The following is an 18,003-nucleotide window of genomic DNA, read 5'->3' as shown; positions in this document are numbered from 1 at the left end:
TGGGGGTGTCCTTTTTCTTCCCTGGATCTAGGCAGACTTGGCGGCAGCGGTCATGCGTTTCATCAACGTTTCCTGGCTTGCCTGGTTCTTGTTGAGAACACCCGTGATGGCGCCCTCAAAAATGGTGTAAATCCGATCCGAAATACCGAGCAGCTCGGGCAGTTCAGACGAAATCACGATCACGCCCTTGCCCTGGTTGGCCAGCGCCTGGATAATCCCGTAGATCTCATACTTGGCGCCCACGTCAATGCCGCGGGTGGGCTCATCGAGAATGAGCAGATCAGGGTCGGTGAACATCCACTTCGCGAGGACAACCTTCTGCTGGTTTCCGCCGGAGAGCTTCGAGACGCCCTCGTCCACGCTGGGCGCCTTCGTGCGGAGTTGCTTACGGTAGCGTTCTGCCACCGAATATTCCTTGTCGCGGTCCACCACTGTGCGTTTTGAGATGGCATCAAGGTTGGCCGAAACCGTGGTGGTCTTGATGTCATCGAGCAGGTTCAAACCCAGCGTCTTGCGGTCCTCGGTCACGTAGCCAAGTCCGTGCTTGATGGCCTGCGGGACATTGCGCAGGGTGATTTCCTTGCCGTCCTTGATGATCTGCCCGGAAAGGTAGTTGCCGTAGGAGCGGCCAAAGATGGAGCGTGTCAGTTCGGTGCGGCCCGCGCCCATGAGGCCGGCAATGCCAACAATTTCGCCGCGGCGAACGTTGAAGCTTGAGTTTTTGCAGACCAGGCGGTCCGCGATCTGGGGGTGCGCCACGGTCCAATTTTTGACCTCGAAGAACACTTCGCCGATCTTGGGCGTGTGGTCCGGGAAACGGGATTCCAGGGTTCGCCCCACCATGCCGCGGATGATCCTGTCCTCATCCACGCCGTCGGCCTTCACATCGAGGGTCTCGATGGACTTGCCGTCACGGATGATGGTGATGGAATCCGAGACCTGCTCGATCTCGTTGAGCTTGTGCGAGATCATGATGCAGCTGATGCCCTTGCCCTTGAGCCCGCGGATCAGGTCCAGCAGGTGCTGGGAATCGGACTCGTTCAGGGCAGCCGTCGGCTCATCGAGGATGAGGAGCTTGACCGATTTGTTCAACGCCTTGGCAATTTCAACGAGCTGCTGCTTGCCGACACCGATTTCCTTGATCGGGGTGTCGGGATCCTCGCTCAAGCCAACGCGGGCCATCAATTCCATGGTCCGCAGGCGGGCCTCGGCCCAATTGATGACACCGAACTTGGTGGGTTCGTTGCCCAGGAAAATGTTCTCGGTGATGGAAAGTTCGGGGATCAGGGCAAGTTCCTGATGGATGATGACGATCCCGGCGTTTTCACTGGCCCGGATGTCCTTGAACTCGCAAACGGAGCTCTGGAACACGATCTCGCCGTCGTAGCTGCCGTGGGGGTAGACGCCGGAGAGGACCTTCATGAGAGTTGACTTGCCTGCACCATTTTCGCCACAGATGGAGTGGATCTCGCTGGCACGAACGGTGATGGATACATCTGAAAGTGCCTTCACACCAGGGAATTCCTTGGTGATGGATCGCATCTCGAGTATGACGGGGTTCGCGGACACCATAATGCTTACGCCTTCCACAACTGACTTCTTTGTCTTTGCCCCGCCAGGGTTCGCACTGGACGGCGGGGCTTCCTTGCCCGCGGAAAATACTGAGTTCGCGGAGTACAGGCATTAACCTGTACTCGAAAAGTAAACTAGCTCACATGCTTGTGGTCAAGTCTTTAACGCTACGAGATGGTAACGGTTTAAGAAATGATCGAACTTGGCTCGTTTTGAAACACCAATGCGGCGGCGCCCAGGGCCTCTGCCCGGGACGTCAGATGAGACATCTTGAGCCCAATGCTGTCACCAATGACGGGCACGGCATGACGCAGCAGCCCCCGGCGGATGGGCTCCAGGAACAATTCACCCAACTCGGTCAGTGGACCTCCGACGACGATGACGTCGGGGCTGATCAGGTTCGCCACATTGGCCAAGGCGCGGCCAATGGCCATGCCGGCGTCGTCGAGCACGCGCAGGGTTGCCGGTTCTCCCGCAGCCGCCTGGCTGAGGATGTCCGCCGTCGAAATGAGGCGGTCCTGCCCCCTGCTGAGCAAGTCCACCATGGTGGCCGTGGAGGCCACCGTCTCCAGGCAGCCGCGGTTGCCGCAGCGGCAAACCATGCCGTGCTCCTCAATCGTCACGTGACCAATTTCCCCTGTGACACCGAAGCTGCCGTGGAAAAGTTCGCCGCGGAGGATCAGCCCCGCGCCGATGCCGGTGCCGATCTTGATAAACAGCAGGTTCTGGACGGTGCCTTGATCGCCCCACGTGAGTTGGGCGAGGGCGCCCAGATTGGCGTCGTTATCAACGAAGACGGGGATTTCCAGCGCCTTTTCCAGCTCATCATGCAAGTTGATGCCGACCCATTCGGGCAGGATCGCACCTCGAATCACCTTGCCATTGCGGCTGTCGATGGGCCCCGGGATGCCGGCTCCGGCGCCGATGAGTTGGGAGCGGGAAATGCTTGCCTTTTTCAAGAGCTTATCCAGCAAACGGGAGGCGGTCTGGATGCCTTCTGCTGCCTGGTGGCCCCGTGGCAGCGGTGCTTCCTCCTCGGCCAGCACGTGATATCCCGTGTTGGCCAGGACCACACGGACGTGGGTGCGGCCAAAATCGATGCCCGCGGCAATGGCGCTGTCACCGTTGTAGCGAACCGACATTGCCCGCCGCCCGGAACTGGTGACAGGTGTGAGGGTCACCAGCTTCGCGGCGGCCATGCTCTTGACGATATTGGACACCGTGGCCGTGGAGAGGCCCGTGCTGCGGGCTAAATCAGCCTGGGTTGCCGGGCCGCCCTTCAGCAGCTGTTGCGTGAGCCGCTGTTGATTTCGACTTCTAAGCGCGGACTGCGAGCCGGGGTTACGGGCTCGCCGGTGGGCCGGCGTGGTGGGTTTTTGGTCGTCGGGCATACAAACGAGAGTGCCTTATGTTCATCGTGCAGTCAAGAAGTTAACACAAGATTTATTACCAAATTCAATCTATGAACTAAGTGGGGCATGCCTGCGGTTCGTCGAGCTAGGACTGGACTGCCTTGTGCTTGCGAGCAAGGGCGACGTAGTTCCGGGCGTTGTCCTTCAGATGTTCCACTTCCTCGGCGGTCAATTCGCGGCGCACCTTGGCGGGCACGCCGGCAACCAGCGAGCCGGGCGGGATGATGGCGCCTTCCAAAACCACGGCGCCTCCCGCCACCAATGATCCGGCGCCAATGACTGCACCGTTCATGATGGTGGCGCTCATGCCGATCAGGCAGTCATCCTCCACAGTGCAGCCGTGGATGATGGCACCGTGGCCAACGCTGACCCCGTTGCCAACCTTGGTGGGGAAGCCGGGGTCGGCGTGCAGGACCACGTTGTCCTGGAGGTTGCTGTCCGCACCCACGGTGATGGTGTTGGTGTCCGCGCGCACCACGACGCCGTAGAAGACGCTGGAGTCGGCGCCCAGGGACGCGGCCCCAATGACGACGGCGGTGTGGGCCACGAAGGCGCTTTCGTGGACTTCGGGTGTGTTGCCGTCAAGGGTGATGAATTGATTCATGGCTGGTCCGTTCTTGGGCGTTGTCGTTGCTGGGCAGGGGCTGGGCAGGGTCAGGCGGTTCGGGCGGGCTACCAGCGGGGGTGGATGTCGGCGCGCAGGAGGGAGTCGTAGATGTCCCGGACCCCGGCGTTGAACCCGGCGCCGAGCGGCGGCATCGCCCCGGCTGCGGCATTGGCCGCGGCCTGGCCGGTGGACCGGGCTCCGGGGATGACGCTTGAGACGCCGTCGAGCTGCGCCACCCAGGCCAGCGCAGCCTGCGCGGTGGTGCCGCCTGCTTCGGCGGCGAGTGCCGAGAACTTCTCCGCGGCCTCCAGCCCCACCGCATAGTCCACGCCCGAGAACGTTTCGCCCACGTCGAAGTGGCTGCCGTCCCGGTTGAAGTTGCGGTGGTCGTTCTCCGCGAAGGTGGTGGCTGCGGTGTATTTGCCGGAGAGCAGGCCGCTGGCGAGGGGGACACGGGCGATGATGCCGACGCCGGCCTCGCGGGCCGCCGGCAGCACCTGGTCAAGGGGCTTCAGGCGGAAGGCGTTGAGGATGATCTGGATGGTTGCCACGTTGGGGCGGGCGATCGCGGCCAGCGCCTGCTCGCACGTTTCGACGCTGAGGCCGTAGTTGGCGATGGCGCCCTCCGCCACCAGCGTGTCGAGCGCGTCATAAACCTCGTCCGAGGTCACAACCGCGGTGGGAGGGCAGTGCAGCTGGACCAAATCGAGGGTGTCCACGCCCAGGTTCTTGCGGGAGCGCTCGGTCCACGCCCGGAAGTTCGCCACGACGTAGTTTTCCGGGAGCTGTTCCATGCGCCGGCCCATCTTCGTGGCGACGGTGATGCCGTGGCCGGCGCCGCGCTCCTTGAGGAAGCGCCCAATGGCCTGCTCGCTGCGGCCGTCCCCGTACACATCAGCCGTGTCAAAGAACGTGACGCCGGCGTCGGCTGCGGCCGTGAGCACTGACAGGGCCTCGGTCTCGCTGACGTCACCCCAGTCGGCGCCAAGCTGCCATGTGCCAAGTCCGACGGCGGACACGGTGCGGTTGGTCTTCCCCAGGATGTGAGTTTGCATGCCCCCAGCCTAGCGAATCGGATTGGCGAATCGTCGGGACCCGCTGCGCGCCGCTGCGCCTGGACAACGGTGCGCCGCTGACGCAGGGCGCGGCAGCAGGTGGGTGCAAGGCGGGGGAGCAGCGCACGGCAACGTCCCGCCGTCGTGCCGTCCGGGTGGCCAATGGCTCCATAGTTTGTCCATGTGCGGAGATTATTTGTGGTGGGTGGGCATCGGCCGTGACACAATCCACTGCACCTTCCACCGGCACTGCCCCCGGCGGGCTGAGGTGGCACGGTAGGATTGTGTGTCGATTGCCCCTGGCAACTCAACGCCGGAGACCTTGTCCGCATTGCCCAACGGGCACAGCGGCATGAGCGTCCACGGCGCCTTGATGGCTGCTGCAGGGGATTGGAAATCGCAGGGATGGCAGCCGCATTTGCCATCCCGGCCACACAGAATGGAAACCCTGGGATGCCACCGATTGATGAGCCGGGCGCTGCGACGACGGGCTCACGCGGCGGTTCCGGTGCTGCTCTGGGGCTGGGCCGCCAGCTGCTGCGGCGCAAGCCCATTGCGCAAATGGTCCAGGAGGCCAACAACGGCTCCGAGGGGCGCAAGCTGGTGAGGAGCTTCGGCGTCCTGCAGCTGACCATGATCAGCGTCGGCGCAACCCTGGGCACCGGCATCTTTGTGATCCTTGGCGATTCTGTGCCGATGGCCGGGCCCGCCATCTTCATTTCGTTCCTGATCGCCGGCGTTGCGGCGCTGCTTTCCGCCATCTCCTACGCGGAAATGGCCGGCATGGTGCCGGTGTCCGGATCCAGCTATTCCTACACCTACGCCACGCTGGGTGAAGGCATGGCCTGGATCTGCGGCTGGTGCCTGGTGCTGGAATACGCGGTGTCAGTGGCCGCCGTGGCCGTGGGGGCCGGCCAGTACGTCAATGAATCCGTCGCGGGCCTGGGGTGGGTGCTGCCCGACTTCATGTCCCAGCCGCCCGGTTCCGGCGGCGTCATGAACGTGCCCGCCATGGCCATCGTGCTGTTGTCCATGGTGCTGCTCATGCGCGGTGCCAGGGAGAGCGCCTGGGTCAACACCGTCATTGTGTTCATCAAGCTCGTGATTCTGCTGTTCTTTTGCGCCGTGGCCTTCACGGCGTTCAATGTCGGCAACTTTGACCCGCTGCTGCCCATGGGCACCGCCGGCGTCTCTGCTGCGGCCTCCCGGGTGTTCTTCTCCTACATTGGCTTCGATGCGGCGTCCACAGCGGGCGAAGAGGCAAAGAATCCGCAGCGCGACCTGCCCCGGGCCATCATGCTTTCCATGGTGATTGTCACCTCAATTTACGTTCTGGTGGCCGTTGCCGCCGTCGGCGCCCGCGAATGGACCTGGTTCGAGGGCACCGAAGCGGCCCTGGTCCAGATCCTCCAGGAAATCACCCACAAGCCATGGATCGCCGCCGTGTTCGCCATCGGTGCGGTGCTGGCCATCACCAGCGTTGTGCTGGCCGTGCTTTATGGCCAGACCCGGATCCTCGTCTCCATGTCGCGCGACGGCCTGGTGCCCAAGGTGTTCGGCAGGATTTCAGCCAAGCGCGGCACCCCTGTCGCAGGCACCTTGATCGTTGGCATCGCCGTAGCGCTGACGGCCGGGTTGGTGCCGTTGGGCGCCCTGGCGGACGCAACAAGCATTGGGACCCTGTTCGCCTTTGCCCTTGTCAATATCTCCGTAATCTACCTGCGCCGCAATCGCCCCGATCTCACACGCAGCTACCGGGCGGCGTTCTACCCCGTGACGCCGATTCTCGGCGCGCTCATGTGCGTGTACCTGATGATCAACCTTGGCGGCCTGACCTGGCTGGTGTTCCTGGTGTGGATGATCGTGGGCTTGATCGCCTACTTCGCCTACGGCCGCCGCCACTCGCGGGTGGCCGCACTGTCCCAACCCGACTACGAGATGCTGTCCGCCGCGCCCGTCGAGCCGGCGCTGCCCGCCCTCGAAAACCGCTGACAGACGGCTCCCGGGCGGTGGGACCGGGTGGTGGACCCCTCCCGAAGGTGGGTCAGTCGAAGACGACCGTCCGGTGCCCATCCAGCAGCACGCGGTGTTCGGCATGCCACTGCACCGCCTGGGCCAGTGTGCGGGCCTCGACGGCGCGGCCCATGGAGACGAACTGCTCCACCGAGTGGCCGTGGTCAACGCGGATAACTTCCTGCTCAATGATGGGCCCCTCATCCAGCGCCGCCGTGACGTAGTGGGCCGTGGCGCCAATGATCTTCACACCGCGGGCATGCGCCTGGTGGTACGGCTTGGCACCCTTGAAGGACGGCAGGAACGAGTGGTGGATGTTGATGGCGCGGCCGGTGAGGTGGTTGCAAAGATCATCCGAGAGCACCTGCATGTAGCGGGCCAGGACAACAAGTTCGACGCCGAGCTCCGCCACCAATTCCAGCAGTGCAGCTTCCGCGTCTGCCTTCGTCTCGGCTGTGACGGGGATGTAGTGGAAGGGGATGCCGTAGAAGTCGGCCAGCGGTTTCAGGTCCATGTGGTTGGAGACGATGGCGGGGATTTCCACGGGCAGGGTGCCGGAGCGCTGCAGGAACAGCAGGTCGTTCAGGCAGTGCGCCGCCTTGGAGGCCAGGATCAAGGTGCGGACCGGGGCGCCCGCACGGTGCAGCGTCCACTTCAGCGCAAACCTTGCAGCCACCAGCTCGAGGTGTTCGCGGAGGCGGCTGAACGACGTCGAGGTTTCAACGGCGACCCGCATGAAGAACGTGCCGGTGTCGGGGTTGCCGTATTGCTGGGAGTCGGTGATGTTGCAGCCGACCTCCAGCAGGGAACCGGAGACGGCGTGGACAATGCCAGGCTGGTCGGCGCAGGAAAGGGTCAGCACATAACCGCGCGAAGCGGCGGGGGAGGCATCTGTGGGGGAAATCAAGTCAGTCACCCATCCAACGTTACCGTCGAATTGCGGCCCTGTATTACTATTAAGGGGTTGCGACTGGCGATGAGGTGGGACACCACCGGGGAGCAGCACGAACGAAGACCAAAGCGATCGTACGCCTGGGACGCAAGGTCACGTAAGCCAATACCTAGGGGTTTGGCGATAACCTTTTCAAGAAGAGTTTTTTCGTGCTGTCCACTCAGGAGTCTGTAGTGTCTTTTTCCCCCACCCAGTCCGTCACCAACGCCCCGCTCTCCGAGCTTGACCCGGAAATCGCCGCCGTCCTGAAGGACGAGCTTGGCCGCCAACGCGACACGCTGGAAATGATCGCCAGCGAAAACTTCGCCCCCCGCGCCGTCCTTGAAGCCCAGGGCTCGGTTCTGACCAACAAGTATGCCGAAGGCTACCCGGGCCGCCGCTACTACGGCGGCTGCGAATACGTTGACGTGGCAGAAACCCTGGCCATCGAGCGCGTCAAGGACCTGTTCGGCGCCGAGTACGCCAACGTCCAGCCGCACTCCGGTGCCCAGGCCAACGCCGCCGCACTGGCCGCCATGATCAAGCCCGGCGACAAGATCCTGGGCCTGTCCCTGGCTCACGGTGGACACCTGACCCACGGCATGAAGCTGAACTTCTCCGGCAAGCTGTACGAGGTTGCCGCCTACGAAGTTGAACCCGACACCTTCCGCATCGACATGGACAAGCTGCGCGCCCAGGCCATCGCCGAGAAGCCCCAGGTCATCATCGCCGGCTGGTCCGCTTACCCGCGCCAGCTGGACTTTGCCGCGTTCCGTTCCATCGCCGACGAGGTGGGCGCACTGCTGTGGACCGACATGGCCCACTTTGCCGGACTGGTTGCCGCAGGCCTGCACCCGAGCCCGGTGCCGTACTCCGACATCGTCACCTCCACCGTGCACAAGACCCTCTCGGGCCCGCGCTCCGGCGTGATCCTGGCCAAGAAGGAATGGGCCAAGAAGCTCAACTCCGCTGTGTTCCCGGGACAGCAGGGCGGCCCGCTCATGCACGTCATCGCCGCCAAGGCCGTGGCGTTCAAGGTTGCCGCCGGCGAGGAGTTCAAGGAACGCCAGGCCCGCGTGCTGGAAGGTGCCAAGATCCTTGCCGAGCGCCTGAACGCTCCCGACGTTGCCGAAGCTGGCGTGTCCGTGCTGACCGGCGGCACCGATGTGCACCTGGTCCTGGTCGACCTGCGCAACTCGGTGCTTGACGGCCAGCAGGCCGAGGACCTCCTGCACAGCGTGGGCATCACCGTGAACCGCAACGCCGTGCCGTTCGACCCCCGCCCCCCGATGGTCACCTCCGGCCTGCGCATCGGCACCCCGGCACTGGCCACGCGTGGCTTCGGTGCCCCGGAGTTCACCGAGGTTGCCGAGATCATCGCGGCAGCCCTGAAGGGCGGCGCAGACGTTGATGCCCTCAGCGCCCGCGTCAAGGCACTCACCGCCAACTTCCCCCTGTACCCCGGTCAGGAAGAATGGTAGAAATGGCGACTGCTCAAATCCTTGATGGCAAGGCCACAGCCGCAGCCATCAAAGCCGAGTTGACCGAACGCGTTGCGGCCCTCGCCGCCCGTGGCGTCACCCCGGGCCTGGGCACCATCCTGGTTGGCTCGGATCCGGGCTCCCAGTGGTACGTGGGCGGAAAGCACAAGGACTGTGCCGAAGTTGGCATCAAGTCCATCCGCATCGACCTGCCCGAAACGGCCACCCAGGATGAAGTCCTGGCCGCCGTCCGCCAGCTCAACGAGGACCCCTCCTGCACCGGCTACATCGTGCAGCTGCCCCTGCCGAAGCACATTGACCAGGACGTGGTGCTTGAAGCCATCGACCCGGCCAAGGACGCCGACGGCCTGCACCCGATGAACCTGGGGCGCCTGGTCGCCAACGTGAACCGTCCCATGACGTCCCCGCTGCCCTGCACGCCCAAGGGCTGTGTCGTGCTGCTGGAGCGCCACGGCATTTCACTGAACGGCAAGCGCGTGGTGGTTGTTGGCCGTGGCGTCACGATCGGCCGTCCCATGGGCCTGCTGCTGACCCGCCGCGACATCAACGCCACAGTGGTTCTGGCGCACACCGGCACGAAGGACCTGGCAGCCGAGCTGCGCGAGGCCGACGTGGTGGTTGCCGCCGCCGGCGTGCCGCACATGATCAAGGCCGCCGACCTGAAGCCCGGCGCCATTGTCCTGGACGTTGGCGTGAGCCGCGTGGATGACGGCAACGGAAAAGCTGTTGTCACCGGTGACGTGGAGCCGGCGGCCGCCGAGGTGGCGAGCTGGATCTCCCCGAACCCGGGCGGCGTTGGTCCGATGACCCGCGCCATGCTGCTGGCCAACGTGGTTGAGGCCGCAGAGCGCGACTAGCTGTTGCCGGCGTGGGGAGGCCGACGGCGGAACTTAGGTTCCGGCGTCGGCCTCCTTTTTGTTGTGGCGGGTATCAACGTTCGATCGACTCGACCCGTTCGGGGCGCCCGTCCACCCAGGCCACGAGCAGGCGGACCTGTTCGGGGAGGCTCTCGTCGCTGTAGCGGACGTTGATGGTGGGACCGGCCTCCTCCAAGCAGAGTTCGTAGAGTTGTGCATCGGGCCATGATTTTTCCGGCGGGGGAGGGGGCTCCTCGCGCAGCTTGGCGCGGTCAACCTCGACGGCAAATGTCTTCGCGGCGGCCTGCGGCAGGGCTTTGGCGTCGAGTTCGGTGCGGGCAACCATGCCCGCCAAGCCTGCCCCCCGGAAAATGATCAACCTCATGACAGCACACCGACTTGTTTCCACGCGTCATGGACCGCGTCCTGTTCGGTGGAACTGAACAAGCTCCCGGCGACGGCGACAGCGGCCCGGGCGGCCTCGTCGAATTGCGAGTCGGGCCGCAACCGGGTGGTCAGCACCGTGTACCAGATCTTGCCTGCCTTCTCCCAGGCGTTGCCGCCGATGGCGGTGGCCGCCAGCGCAAAGGCGCGGTTGGGGATGCCCGAATTGATGTGCACCCCGCCGTTGTCGTTGCGGGGATCGTTGTTGTCGGGCAGGTCCACGTAGTCGTCCATGTGGCCCGGCTGCCGGTCGCCGGAGTAGGCGGTTCCGGGATTCATCATCGAGCGCAGGGCGGTCCCCAGCCCGGGAACCAGGATCCCCTCGCCAATGAGCCAGTCGGCGTCCGATGCTGCCTGCTTCAGGCTGTACTGCTTCACGAGTGAGCCAAAGACGTCGGAGAAGGATTCATTCAGCGCCCCCGCCTGCTTGCTGTAGACCAGTGCGGCTGTCAGTTCGGTGACGCCGTGGGTCAGCTCGTGGCCGATGACATCCAGGGCCCGGGTCAGCCCGCCGACCTGGAAGATGCGTCCGCTGCCGTCGCCGTAAACCATCTGGGCCCCGTCCCAAAACGCGTTGTCGAAGGCGACGCCGTAGTGGACGGTGGAGACAAGTTCCAGGCCTGCGCCGTCAAGGGAGTTGCGCTGGTACACATCACGGTAGAACTCGTAGGTGGCACTGCTGCCGTCGTAGGCCTGGTTGACGGCAGCATCCTCCACCGGTGGCTGCCCCCAGTCCCGCGCCCGCACCCCCGGCAGGAAGGCCCTGCCGTTCGTTTTGTTGTCGTAGACGGTCAGACGCCGGTCAGGGGCGACGCCGAGGCCCAGTCCCTGCCCGAGGTTCACCTTGAGCTGGCGGTTCAGCCTGCCCATGACGGCGCGTTGGGAACGGATGGCGGCGGAGGTGGCCAGGGCGCGGACGGCGGCTTCGCGTTGTTTTGGCGTCCCCTCGACGGCCAGCCGCCCCAGCAGATCCGGGGGCGCGATGCTGCAGCGCGCCCGGCCTTGGATTCCCGACATGTCATTGTCCCTTCCCTCAACCCGTTTCCACCATGATGCGCCTGTTCGTGGGCTGCGGCAAGGAATGAATGGGGTCCGGATTGAGCTGCACGGTCGCTGCCCGGCTTCAGGCCGGCCAGCGGCGTCTCCCCTCACCGCATGCTCCCGCGGGAGTACGGGCCATGCACGCCAGGGGTGATGTGCGCCGCCCCGCGCGGGACTACGCTCAATTCATGGAATCTGCGCGCCGCCCCCGGCCAATAGTGGTGCTTGCGGTGGCCGCCGCCGCGCTGCAGTTGCTCGGAACGCACTTTGCCGCCATGCGACAGCCGTTGGCGAACCCGCTGGACGGCCTCGGCGTCGTGCTGCTGCTGGCCGGCCCGGCGCTGCTGCTCCTGCACCGCCGCGCCCCCGAGGCAATGCTTGGCGGTGCCCTGGCCATCACGGCCGCCTACCTTGGTCTTGGCTACCCGTGGGGGCCGGTTCCCCTGTCGCTGGGCCTCGCGCTCATCCTCGCCACCGCCGCCCGCCGCCGGGCGTTCAGCTGGTCGGTGGCAGGCACCGTCGTCACCGCCGTGTTCATCTGGGCTGCCGTGCGCGGCGGCTCTCCCGACTTCGTCCGCGCCTCGGCCGTTTCCGGTTGGCTGGTCATCCTCGTGTTCATGGGGGAGGGCCTGCGTCTGCGGCGGGAGCGGGCTGCGGAGCGGCGTGCCAAGGAGCTGGCGGCGAAGGCGCGGGCCGAGGATGAATACCGGCTGGCGCTGGCCCGCGACATCCACGACGTCGTGGCCCATTCCCTGTCCATGATCAATGTCCGTGCCTCCGTGGCACTGCACCTGGCCGAGCGCGACCCCGCCCAGCTCAAGCCCGCACTCGAGGCGATCAAGGCCGGCAGCAAGGATGCCCTCGACCAGGTCCGCGAGCTGCTGGGCGTGCTGCGCCGGGATGCGCCCCTGCAGCCCGGGCTGACGCTGGCCGGGCTGCCACAGCTGTTGGACGACGTCAAGGGTGCGGGCCTGGCTGCGGAATTGACGTACGACGGCGGCCCCGGGCTTTTGCGCGGACGGCTGGCTCCTGCGGGGGAGGCAGCGGTGTATCGGGTGGTGCAGGAGGCCGTGGTGAATGTCGTCAGGCATGCCGGGGCGTCCCAGGTGGTGGTGCGGCTGGCGGTGCAGGCAGCGCCCAAGAAAGTGCAGGCAATGCACAAGGCAGGCCCCGCACCAGATTCCGCCGCTGATTCCAGAGCTGACTCCAGGGACGGGCGCGAAGCGGGCGGTGCCAATGTGGAACACCTGCTGCTCAGTGTCCGTGACGACGGCCGCGGGCTGCGGGGCGCCCCCGAGGGCAACGGCCTGCGCGGCATGCGCGAGCGGCTTGCCGCCATAGGCGGCACCCTGGACATTGCCGACATGCATCCCGGCACCCTCGTCACGGCCCTCGTGCCGCTGCTAGATGCCGGTGTGGCAGACGCCGGGGTGGGCGAACCGCCGTCGGACGTGGCGCCATGATCCGGATCCTGATCGCCGACGACCAGACGTTGATCCGGGCCGGCTTCCGCGCCCTGCTCAATGCCGAAGCCGATATGGAGGTGGTCGGCGAATCCGGCACCGGCATGGACACCGTCGCCCTGGCCCGGACACTGCACCCGGACGTCATCCTCATGGACATCCGCATGCCCGGCGGCGACGGCCTGGACGCCGCCCGCCGCATCCTGTCCGACACGGCACTGCCCGGGACCCACATCATCATCCTGACCACCTTCGAACTGGATGAGTACATTGTGCAGGCGGTGCGGGTGGGTGCCGCCGGATTCCTGGTGAAGGACACTGAACCGGAGGAACTGCTGCGCGCCGTCCGCGTTGTCATGGAGGGCGACGCGCTGCTGTCGCCGTCGGTGGCGCGCCGGCTCATGGGCGCCATGGCTGCCATTGCGCCGCGTGTGGGTGCGGCCCCGTCATTGGATGCGATTACCGGACGCGAACGCGAGGTGCTGGCGCTCGTGGGGGAGGGGCTGAACAATGCGGAGATCGCCGAACGGCTGTTCATCACCCCGCTCACGGCCAAGACCCACGTCTCACGCATCATGGCCAAGCTCGGGGCGCGCGATCGCGTCCAGCTGGTGGTCACCGCCTACGAATCCGGCCTGGTCCGCCCGGGACGGAACGGGTAGCCGCACGCCCTGAGGCACGCCCTGCGGCACTTCCGCAGCAGATGGCTGCATCCCCGGGGAGTAGGGAGGCGGGCCAAAGAGCCTCCCTGCGGCAGACGCCGTCGAACGTGCAAAACGGAAGAGTTGGACCAACGCCGACGGACGGCGGCAACCAACCCTTGGAGGCACACCATGCTTGCCACACTCATTTCACAGGCCGCGCTCGCAGCCCCTGCCATGAACCACGGCTGGGGATGGGGGCCGGGACCCTGGTTCCTGCTCATCCCGCTGTTTTGGATCGTGGTGATTGGGCTGTTCATCTTCCTGGGCCCGCGCCGGTGGCGCCGCAGCCGTGAGTGGCACCAGAATCAGGGCGCCGAGTCCGTGCTGCGGGAACGCTACGCCCGCGGCGAGATCGACGAGACCGAATACCGGACACGGCTGGAGGTCCTGCGCTCCGGCCAGAAATAGGCGCCGTGCCGGGCATCAGCTGTGGCGGTACAACGCGGCCTGCACCCTCGACTGCAGCCCCAGTTTCGCCAGCACCCGGGACACGTGGGTCTTGACGGTGGCCTCGGAAATCCCCAACCGGCGGCCGATCGAATAGTTCGTCAGGCCGTCGCCCAAAGAGTCAAAAACCTCGCGCTCCCGGTCCGTGAGCTGGTGCAGCCCATCCGGCTCCGCGACCGGGGCTGCAGGTCCGCTTCCCTCGGCCAGCGCCGCGGCGACGATCCGCGCGGTGACTTCCGGGGCAATGACCTGGTCGCCCTGGTGGACGCGCCGCAGGGCCTCCGTGATGGCCTCCGGCTCCGCAGTCTTGAGCAGGAATCCGTCGGCCCCGGCACGCAGGGCGCCAAACAGGTACGAATCGTGGTCGAAGGTGGTCAGCACCAGCACCCTGGACAGCTTTTCGCCGCAGACCGCCTCCGTTGCCCCCACCCCGTCGAGGACTGGCATGCGCAAATCCATGAGCACGACGTCGGGCCGCAACGTCCGTGCCATGCTGACGGCGGTTGCCCCGTCACCGGCCTCTCCCACTACCTTCATGTCGGCGGCGGTGTCCACCACCATGCGCATGCCCAGCCTGATGGCTGCGTGGTCGTCGGCAATCAGCACGGTGATGGGCCCCGCACCGGGCTGGTCCGGGCCAGCCATGTTCAGTTGAGCCGTGTCCGGCTGCGTTGGGACTGGTTGCGTCATCGGGGGTGTCCTTCGGAGGTGGTGCCGGCCCGGGCCGTTTCGCCCGGGCCCCCGGCGGGAAACCGGAGAGCCACCCGCCACTGCCCGCAGTCCCGACCGGCCGTGAGCGTTCCGCCGGCGTGCGAGGCACGGAAATGCATGCTTGGCAGGCCCGTCCCCGTCCCCGTTCCAGCTGACCGGATGGCCGGCCCCGCGGGGAGCCCGGAATCAATGGTCAACAGCAGTTCCCGTCCGGTGTCGGTGGACCCGACCACTGCCGCAGGCGCTGAGGTGCCGAACGCCACGCGCACCGGCTGCCCGGGTGCGTGCCGGGCCGCATTGGCGAGTGCCTCGGAGGCAACCCGGTACACCGCGGTCTGCACCGGCAGCGGCAGGTGATGGCCGCCGTCGTGCAGGGAATTGGTGAAATCCAATCCCATGCCTGCTGAGCGGTAGCCCTCTGCCAGGGCCTGCAGATCGGCGATCCGGCCGGGCGCCTCCGACTGGGCGCCGCTGTGCAGCAGGCGGATCATGGTGTTGAGCTCGGCCAGGCCGGAGACGCTTTCCGCACGGATCTGGCGCAGCAGCATGGTGCCGGGCGATTCCTGTGCGGCATCCTTGGTGGCATGCAGGGCGGCGCCGGACTGCAGCGCGATGGCGCAGAGGCGGGCGGAAATGACGTCGTGGAGTTCGCGGGCCATGTGCTGGCGTTCGTGTTCAAGGGCGAGGTCATGGGCGCTGCGCTCGGCCAGAATGCGCTGCTGCGCCGCGTCATGGACCGCGTCGGCGCGGGCGGATTCGCTCTCCGCCAGCTGGTTGGCCTTGCGCAGGTTCCCGGCCCATTCCACGGGGGTCAGCACGGTGACGACGGCCATTACGCCCGCGGCCACGGCAATGCCGGCATTGCCCGAGACGGCAAAAGCGGCAACGAGCAGCAGCACAGTGAGGGCCCAGGATGCCCGCGACGCCAGCGAGGCGGCCTTGGCGGTGCCGAAGAGGACCAGCGAAAAGAAGAACTCAAAAATCAGCAGGAACGCCCCGGCCTGCCCGGCCAAAAGCAGGCCCGCCGCCGCGGTGCCGCACATCCAGGCCATGGCGGTGGGGGAGGTGCGGCGGAACAGGACGCCCATGCACCCGAGCACCGCAATGGCCGGCCAGGCGGATGCCAGCGCCTCCACCTTGAGGCCGCCGAAGGCTGTGAGGTTGACGGCGTCGAGGATCCAAAAGAGGGCGAAGTAGCCGCCGGCCAGTGCCATGTCCTCGACCTTGAATTTCCCCATGCTGCGCACATCGAGCCGCATGAAGCGCCCGCCCAGGCGCCTGATCAGGCGCATCAGGCGGCCGGATGCCCGGCTGGCGGGCGCTGCGGATTCTTCCATGTCCCCAATCTTCCGTGGTGCGGCAGGCACGGGCAAACGAAACACGCACTGGTGCAACTAAGGTATGACCACCTGGTGGCTCCAATGGACGACGCCATCCGGGGCATGCGTTGGCAGGCTGGTTCCATGACCATCGCAATCTATGCACAATTGGCCGTTCTGGCACTCATCGACAGCACCAGCATCGGCACCCTCCTGATCCCTTTGTGGCTGCTGCTGCGCCCCGACGCCAAGCGCCTTGCCCCGCGGATACTGCTCTATCTTGGGGTGCTGGCCGGCTTCTACCTGATCGTCGGCATCCTGGTGCTCAACGGGGCCGATTGGGTCATCCGCGGGCTCGGCGCCGATTCGCTGACGCAGATTCCCGCCATCCAGTGGGCCATGACGGTTGGGGGCGGCGCCCTGCTGGCCTACGCGCTGATGGCGAAGCCTGCCGGGAAACAGGCGACGGAGGATTCGGTGGCGGCGGGCGGAGCAGCTGCGGAGGAAACCCCGGCCGTGGAGCTCAAGTGGCAGCAGCGGCTTTCCCGGGCGCTGCGCAGTCCTGGCGGCATCGTGGGGCTGGCGTTGATTGCCGGATTGCTGGAGCTTCCCACCATGCTGCCCTACCTGGTGGCGATCGGCGTGTTGTCCAACTCCACACTGCCGTTGTCGGGCGGGATTGCGGTGCTGGCCGTGTATTGCCTGGTCATGCTCATTCCTGCAGTGGCAATGCTGGGCCTGCGGGCGGCCCTCGGCAGCAGGCTGGATTCATTGTTGCAACGTGTCAGCAGAAAAATGGGCAGGTTCGCCAGTGGGACGCTGCTGTGGGTTGCCGGGATCGCCGGGTTCCTGCTCCTGCGCGCCGGGCTGTCAGCGCTGGCCCCGTTTGCGGCCTGGAACCCGTTCAAATGACGCCGGAGCGGCCAGCCGATGCGTGAGAACGGGGCCAAGTCGCGAACGGATGAGGCGAATTTGGTGAGAATGGGCCGAACTCGCGAGATGCCCCCGAAGATACGCCGTTCTCGCGGGTTGGGCCCGGTTTCGGTGGTTTTCGGTGGTTATGGCCACGACACGAGCCGCCAGCCAGGTGTTCGCGTTCGCCGCTGGTGGAAGCAGGAGCCGGAAGGGCCAGCAGTTTGAGAGAATGGATCCATGACTTCTCTTGGAACCGGCAAAATGACCAAACCCGGCAAATTCACTGGCGTTGGCACCATTGTGCTGGCGATCGTTTTCCTGGTGGCCCTTGTCTTCGCAGCAAACAACAGCACGGTGCTGGGCTGGGTCATCGCCGCCATCGCGTTTGGCTGGCTGGCACTGTCTACAGCGGTCTACATCGGGGTGCACAAGGCCGCAGCGTTTGGCGCCCGCCAGGTGGCTCTGGCGCAAGCCCAGATGGCCCAGCACAACAGTGAAAGTGCCCCGTCCGACGGCGGCACCCGGCTTGTGTCGCAGGACTCCGGCTCACGCTCAGCCGAGAAGGCACGAGAGATGAAGCTTGACCACTCGTTCAAGATCATCAGCGTCCAGGTCGGGGTGGTCAACGAATACCTTGGCAAGGACGAGCAAATGGTGGCGCGGGCCCTGGAAACCATCGAGATCACCGCCACCAATGGCCGCGGCATGATCAACCCGGACTGGGAAGCCCAGGAAGCCAAGATGGATGCGGCCATGGCGAAGAAGGACGCCGGGCGCCGGGCAGCAGCGGACGCAGCAGCAGCGGGCACAGCAACTGGCGGCGGTGCGGGCACGGAGTCCGGCACGACCGCAGCTCCAAAGGCTGCCCCGGGAACCGGTCCCGACGACGAGCCCGTAAGCGGCGTCATCATCGACTAATCGTCCAGGTGCCGGGCAGCCACAACGGGGCCCGGCCACACAGCGGCCGTCCGCCGGGACCACCGGGGCCGGCCATGGCATGGAAACACGTT

Annotated in this window: 17 protein-coding genes and 1 riboswitch; of the genes, 8 read left to right on the top strand and 9 right to left on the bottom strand. The window is 65.8% G+C overall.

The features are described 5' to 3' along the window. Positions 1–27 precede the first annotated feature (27 nt). From mmsA to AC1L6K_RS17900, 4 genes are all read right to left on the bottom strand, one after another. Positions 28–1,572: a multiple monosaccharide ABC transporter ATP-binding protein gene (gene mmsA / locus AC1L6K_RS17915; protein WP_480952820.1), complete on the bottom strand. Its 1,545-nt coding sequence runs from the start codon at positions 1,570–1,572 to the stop codon at positions 28–30. A 185-nt stretch (positions 1,573–1,757) separates the two neighbouring features. Further along, positions 1,758–2,963 carry an ROK family transcriptional regulator gene (locus AC1L6K_RS17910; protein ID WP_480950181.1) on the bottom strand — a complete coding sequence of 402 codons (1,206 nt, stop codon included), beginning with the start codon at positions 2,961–2,963 and terminating at the stop codon, positions 1,758–1,760. Between the two features lie 106 nt (positions 2,964–3,069). After that, positions 3,070–3,588: a gamma carbonic anhydrase family protein gene (locus AC1L6K_RS17905; RefSeq protein ID WP_480950180.1), complete on the bottom strand. Its 519-nt coding sequence runs from the start codon at positions 3,586–3,588 to the stop codon at positions 3,070–3,072. Positions 3,589–3,656: 68 nt separating this feature from the next. Beyond that, positions 3,657–4,646 (bottom strand): aldo/keto reductase, encoded by a 990-nt coding sequence (locus tag AC1L6K_RS17900; RefSeq protein ID WP_480950179.1) that lies wholly within the window; start codon positions 4,644–4,646, stop codon positions 3,657–3,659. A gap of 561 nt (positions 4,647–5,207) precedes the next feature. Between AC1L6K_RS17900 and AC1L6K_RS17895 the strand changes: the two genes are divergently transcribed. Next, positions 5,208–6,638: an amino acid permease gene (locus AC1L6K_RS17895; protein ID WP_480952819.1), complete on the top strand. Its 1,431-nt coding sequence runs from the start codon at positions 5,208–5,210 to the stop codon at positions 6,636–6,638. A gap of 52 nt (positions 6,639–6,690) precedes the next feature. On the opposite strand, the gene purU is transcribed toward AC1L6K_RS17895, so the two are convergent. Then, on the bottom strand, positions 6,691–7,575 hold the full coding sequence (gene purU / locus AC1L6K_RS17890; RefSeq protein WP_480950178.1) for a formyltetrahydrofolate deformylase: 885 nt from the start codon (positions 7,573–7,575) through the stop codon (positions 6,691–6,693). A 40-nt stretch (positions 7,576–7,615) separates the two neighbouring features. Next, positions 7,616–7,704, top strand: a riboswitch (ZMP/ZTP riboswitch). An 80-nt stretch (positions 7,705–7,784) separates the two neighbouring features. Here purU and glyA point away from each other — a divergent pair. Both glyA and AC1L6K_RS17880 read left to right on the top strand, forming a co-directional pair. Next, positions 7,785–9,071, top strand: coding sequence for a serine hydroxymethyltransferase (gene glyA, locus AC1L6K_RS17885; protein WP_480950177.1), 1,287 nt, complete (start codon positions 7,785–7,787; stop codon positions 9,069–9,071). 2 nt (positions 9,072–9,073) lie between these two features. Further along, positions 9,074–9,949, top strand: a complete 876-nt coding sequence (locus AC1L6K_RS17880; RefSeq protein ID WP_480950176.1) for a bifunctional methylenetetrahydrofolate dehydrogenase/methenyltetrahydrofolate cyclohydrolase — start codon at positions 9,074–9,076, stop codon at positions 9,947–9,949. A 73-nt stretch (positions 9,950–10,022) separates the two neighbouring features. On the opposite strand, the gene AC1L6K_RS17875 is transcribed toward AC1L6K_RS17880, so the two are convergent. Then, complete coding sequence (locus tag AC1L6K_RS17875) at positions 10,023–10,334, bottom strand: protealysin inhibitor emfourin (protein WP_480950175.1); 312 nt, start codon at positions 10,332–10,334, stop codon at positions 10,023–10,025. Then, on the bottom strand, positions 10,331–11,410 hold the full coding sequence (locus tag AC1L6K_RS17870) for a M4 family metallopeptidase (RefSeq protein ID WP_480950174.1): 1,080 nt from the start codon (positions 11,408–11,410) through the stop codon (positions 10,331–10,333). Before AC1L6K_RS17870 ends, AC1L6K_RS17875 begins: the two co-directional genes overlap by 4 nt. Before the next feature lie 212 nt (positions 11,411–11,622). Here AC1L6K_RS17870 and AC1L6K_RS17865 point away from each other — a divergent pair, with 212 nt between their 5' ends. The 3 genes from AC1L6K_RS17865 (at position 11,623) to AC1L6K_RS17855 (ending at position 14,009) form a co-directional block, all read left to right on the top strand. Next, complete coding sequence (locus tag AC1L6K_RS17865) at positions 11,623–12,897, top strand: sensor histidine kinase (RefSeq protein WP_480950173.1); 1,275 nt, start codon at positions 11,623–11,625, stop codon at positions 12,895–12,897. Further along, positions 12,894–13,559, top strand: a complete 666-nt coding sequence (locus AC1L6K_RS17860) for a response regulator (protein ID WP_480950172.1) — start codon at positions 12,894–12,896, stop codon at positions 13,557–13,559. The genes AC1L6K_RS17865 and AC1L6K_RS17860 overlap by 4 nt, the downstream gene beginning before the upstream one ends. A 171-nt stretch (positions 13,560–13,730) precedes the next feature. Continuing rightward, positions 13,731–14,009: an SHOCT domain-containing protein gene (locus AC1L6K_RS17855; protein ID WP_480950171.1), complete on the top strand. Its 279-nt coding sequence runs from the start codon at positions 13,731–13,733 to the stop codon at positions 14,007–14,009. Between the two features lie 15 nt (positions 14,010–14,024). On the opposite strand, the gene AC1L6K_RS17850 is transcribed toward AC1L6K_RS17855, so the two are convergent. Both AC1L6K_RS17850 and AC1L6K_RS17845 read right to left on the bottom strand, forming a co-directional pair. Further along, the gene (locus tag AC1L6K_RS17850) at positions 14,025–14,738 is read right to left on the bottom strand and encodes a response regulator (RefSeq protein WP_480950170.1); all 714 of its coding nucleotides are present in this window, start codon (positions 14,736–14,738) and stop codon (positions 14,025–14,027) included. Then, a complete protein-coding gene (locus tag AC1L6K_RS17845; RefSeq protein WP_480950169.1) occupies positions 14,735–16,096 on the bottom strand; it encodes a sensor histidine kinase in 1,362 nt (453 codons plus the stop codon). Before AC1L6K_RS17845 ends, AC1L6K_RS17850 begins: the two co-directional genes overlap by 4 nt. Before the next feature lie 126 nt (positions 16,097–16,222). Between AC1L6K_RS17845 and AC1L6K_RS17840 the strand changes: the two genes are divergently transcribed. Together AC1L6K_RS17840 and AC1L6K_RS17835 are read left to right on the top strand one after the other, a co-directional pair. After that, positions 16,223–16,990, top strand: coding sequence for a GAP family protein (locus tag AC1L6K_RS17840; RefSeq protein ID WP_480950168.1), 768 nt, complete (start codon positions 16,223–16,225; stop codon positions 16,988–16,990). 240 nt (positions 16,991–17,230) lie between these two features. Then, a complete protein-coding gene (locus AC1L6K_RS17835) occupies positions 17,231–17,911 on the top strand; it encodes a hypothetical protein (RefSeq protein WP_480950167.1) in 681 nt (226 codons plus the stop codon). Positions 17,912–18,003: the final 92 nt, after the last annotated feature.

Source organism: Specibacter sp. BI4, assembly GCF_056680095.1.
Note: the sequence above shows the minus strand (reverse complement) of the source record. Positions and strands in the feature narration are given on the sequence as shown.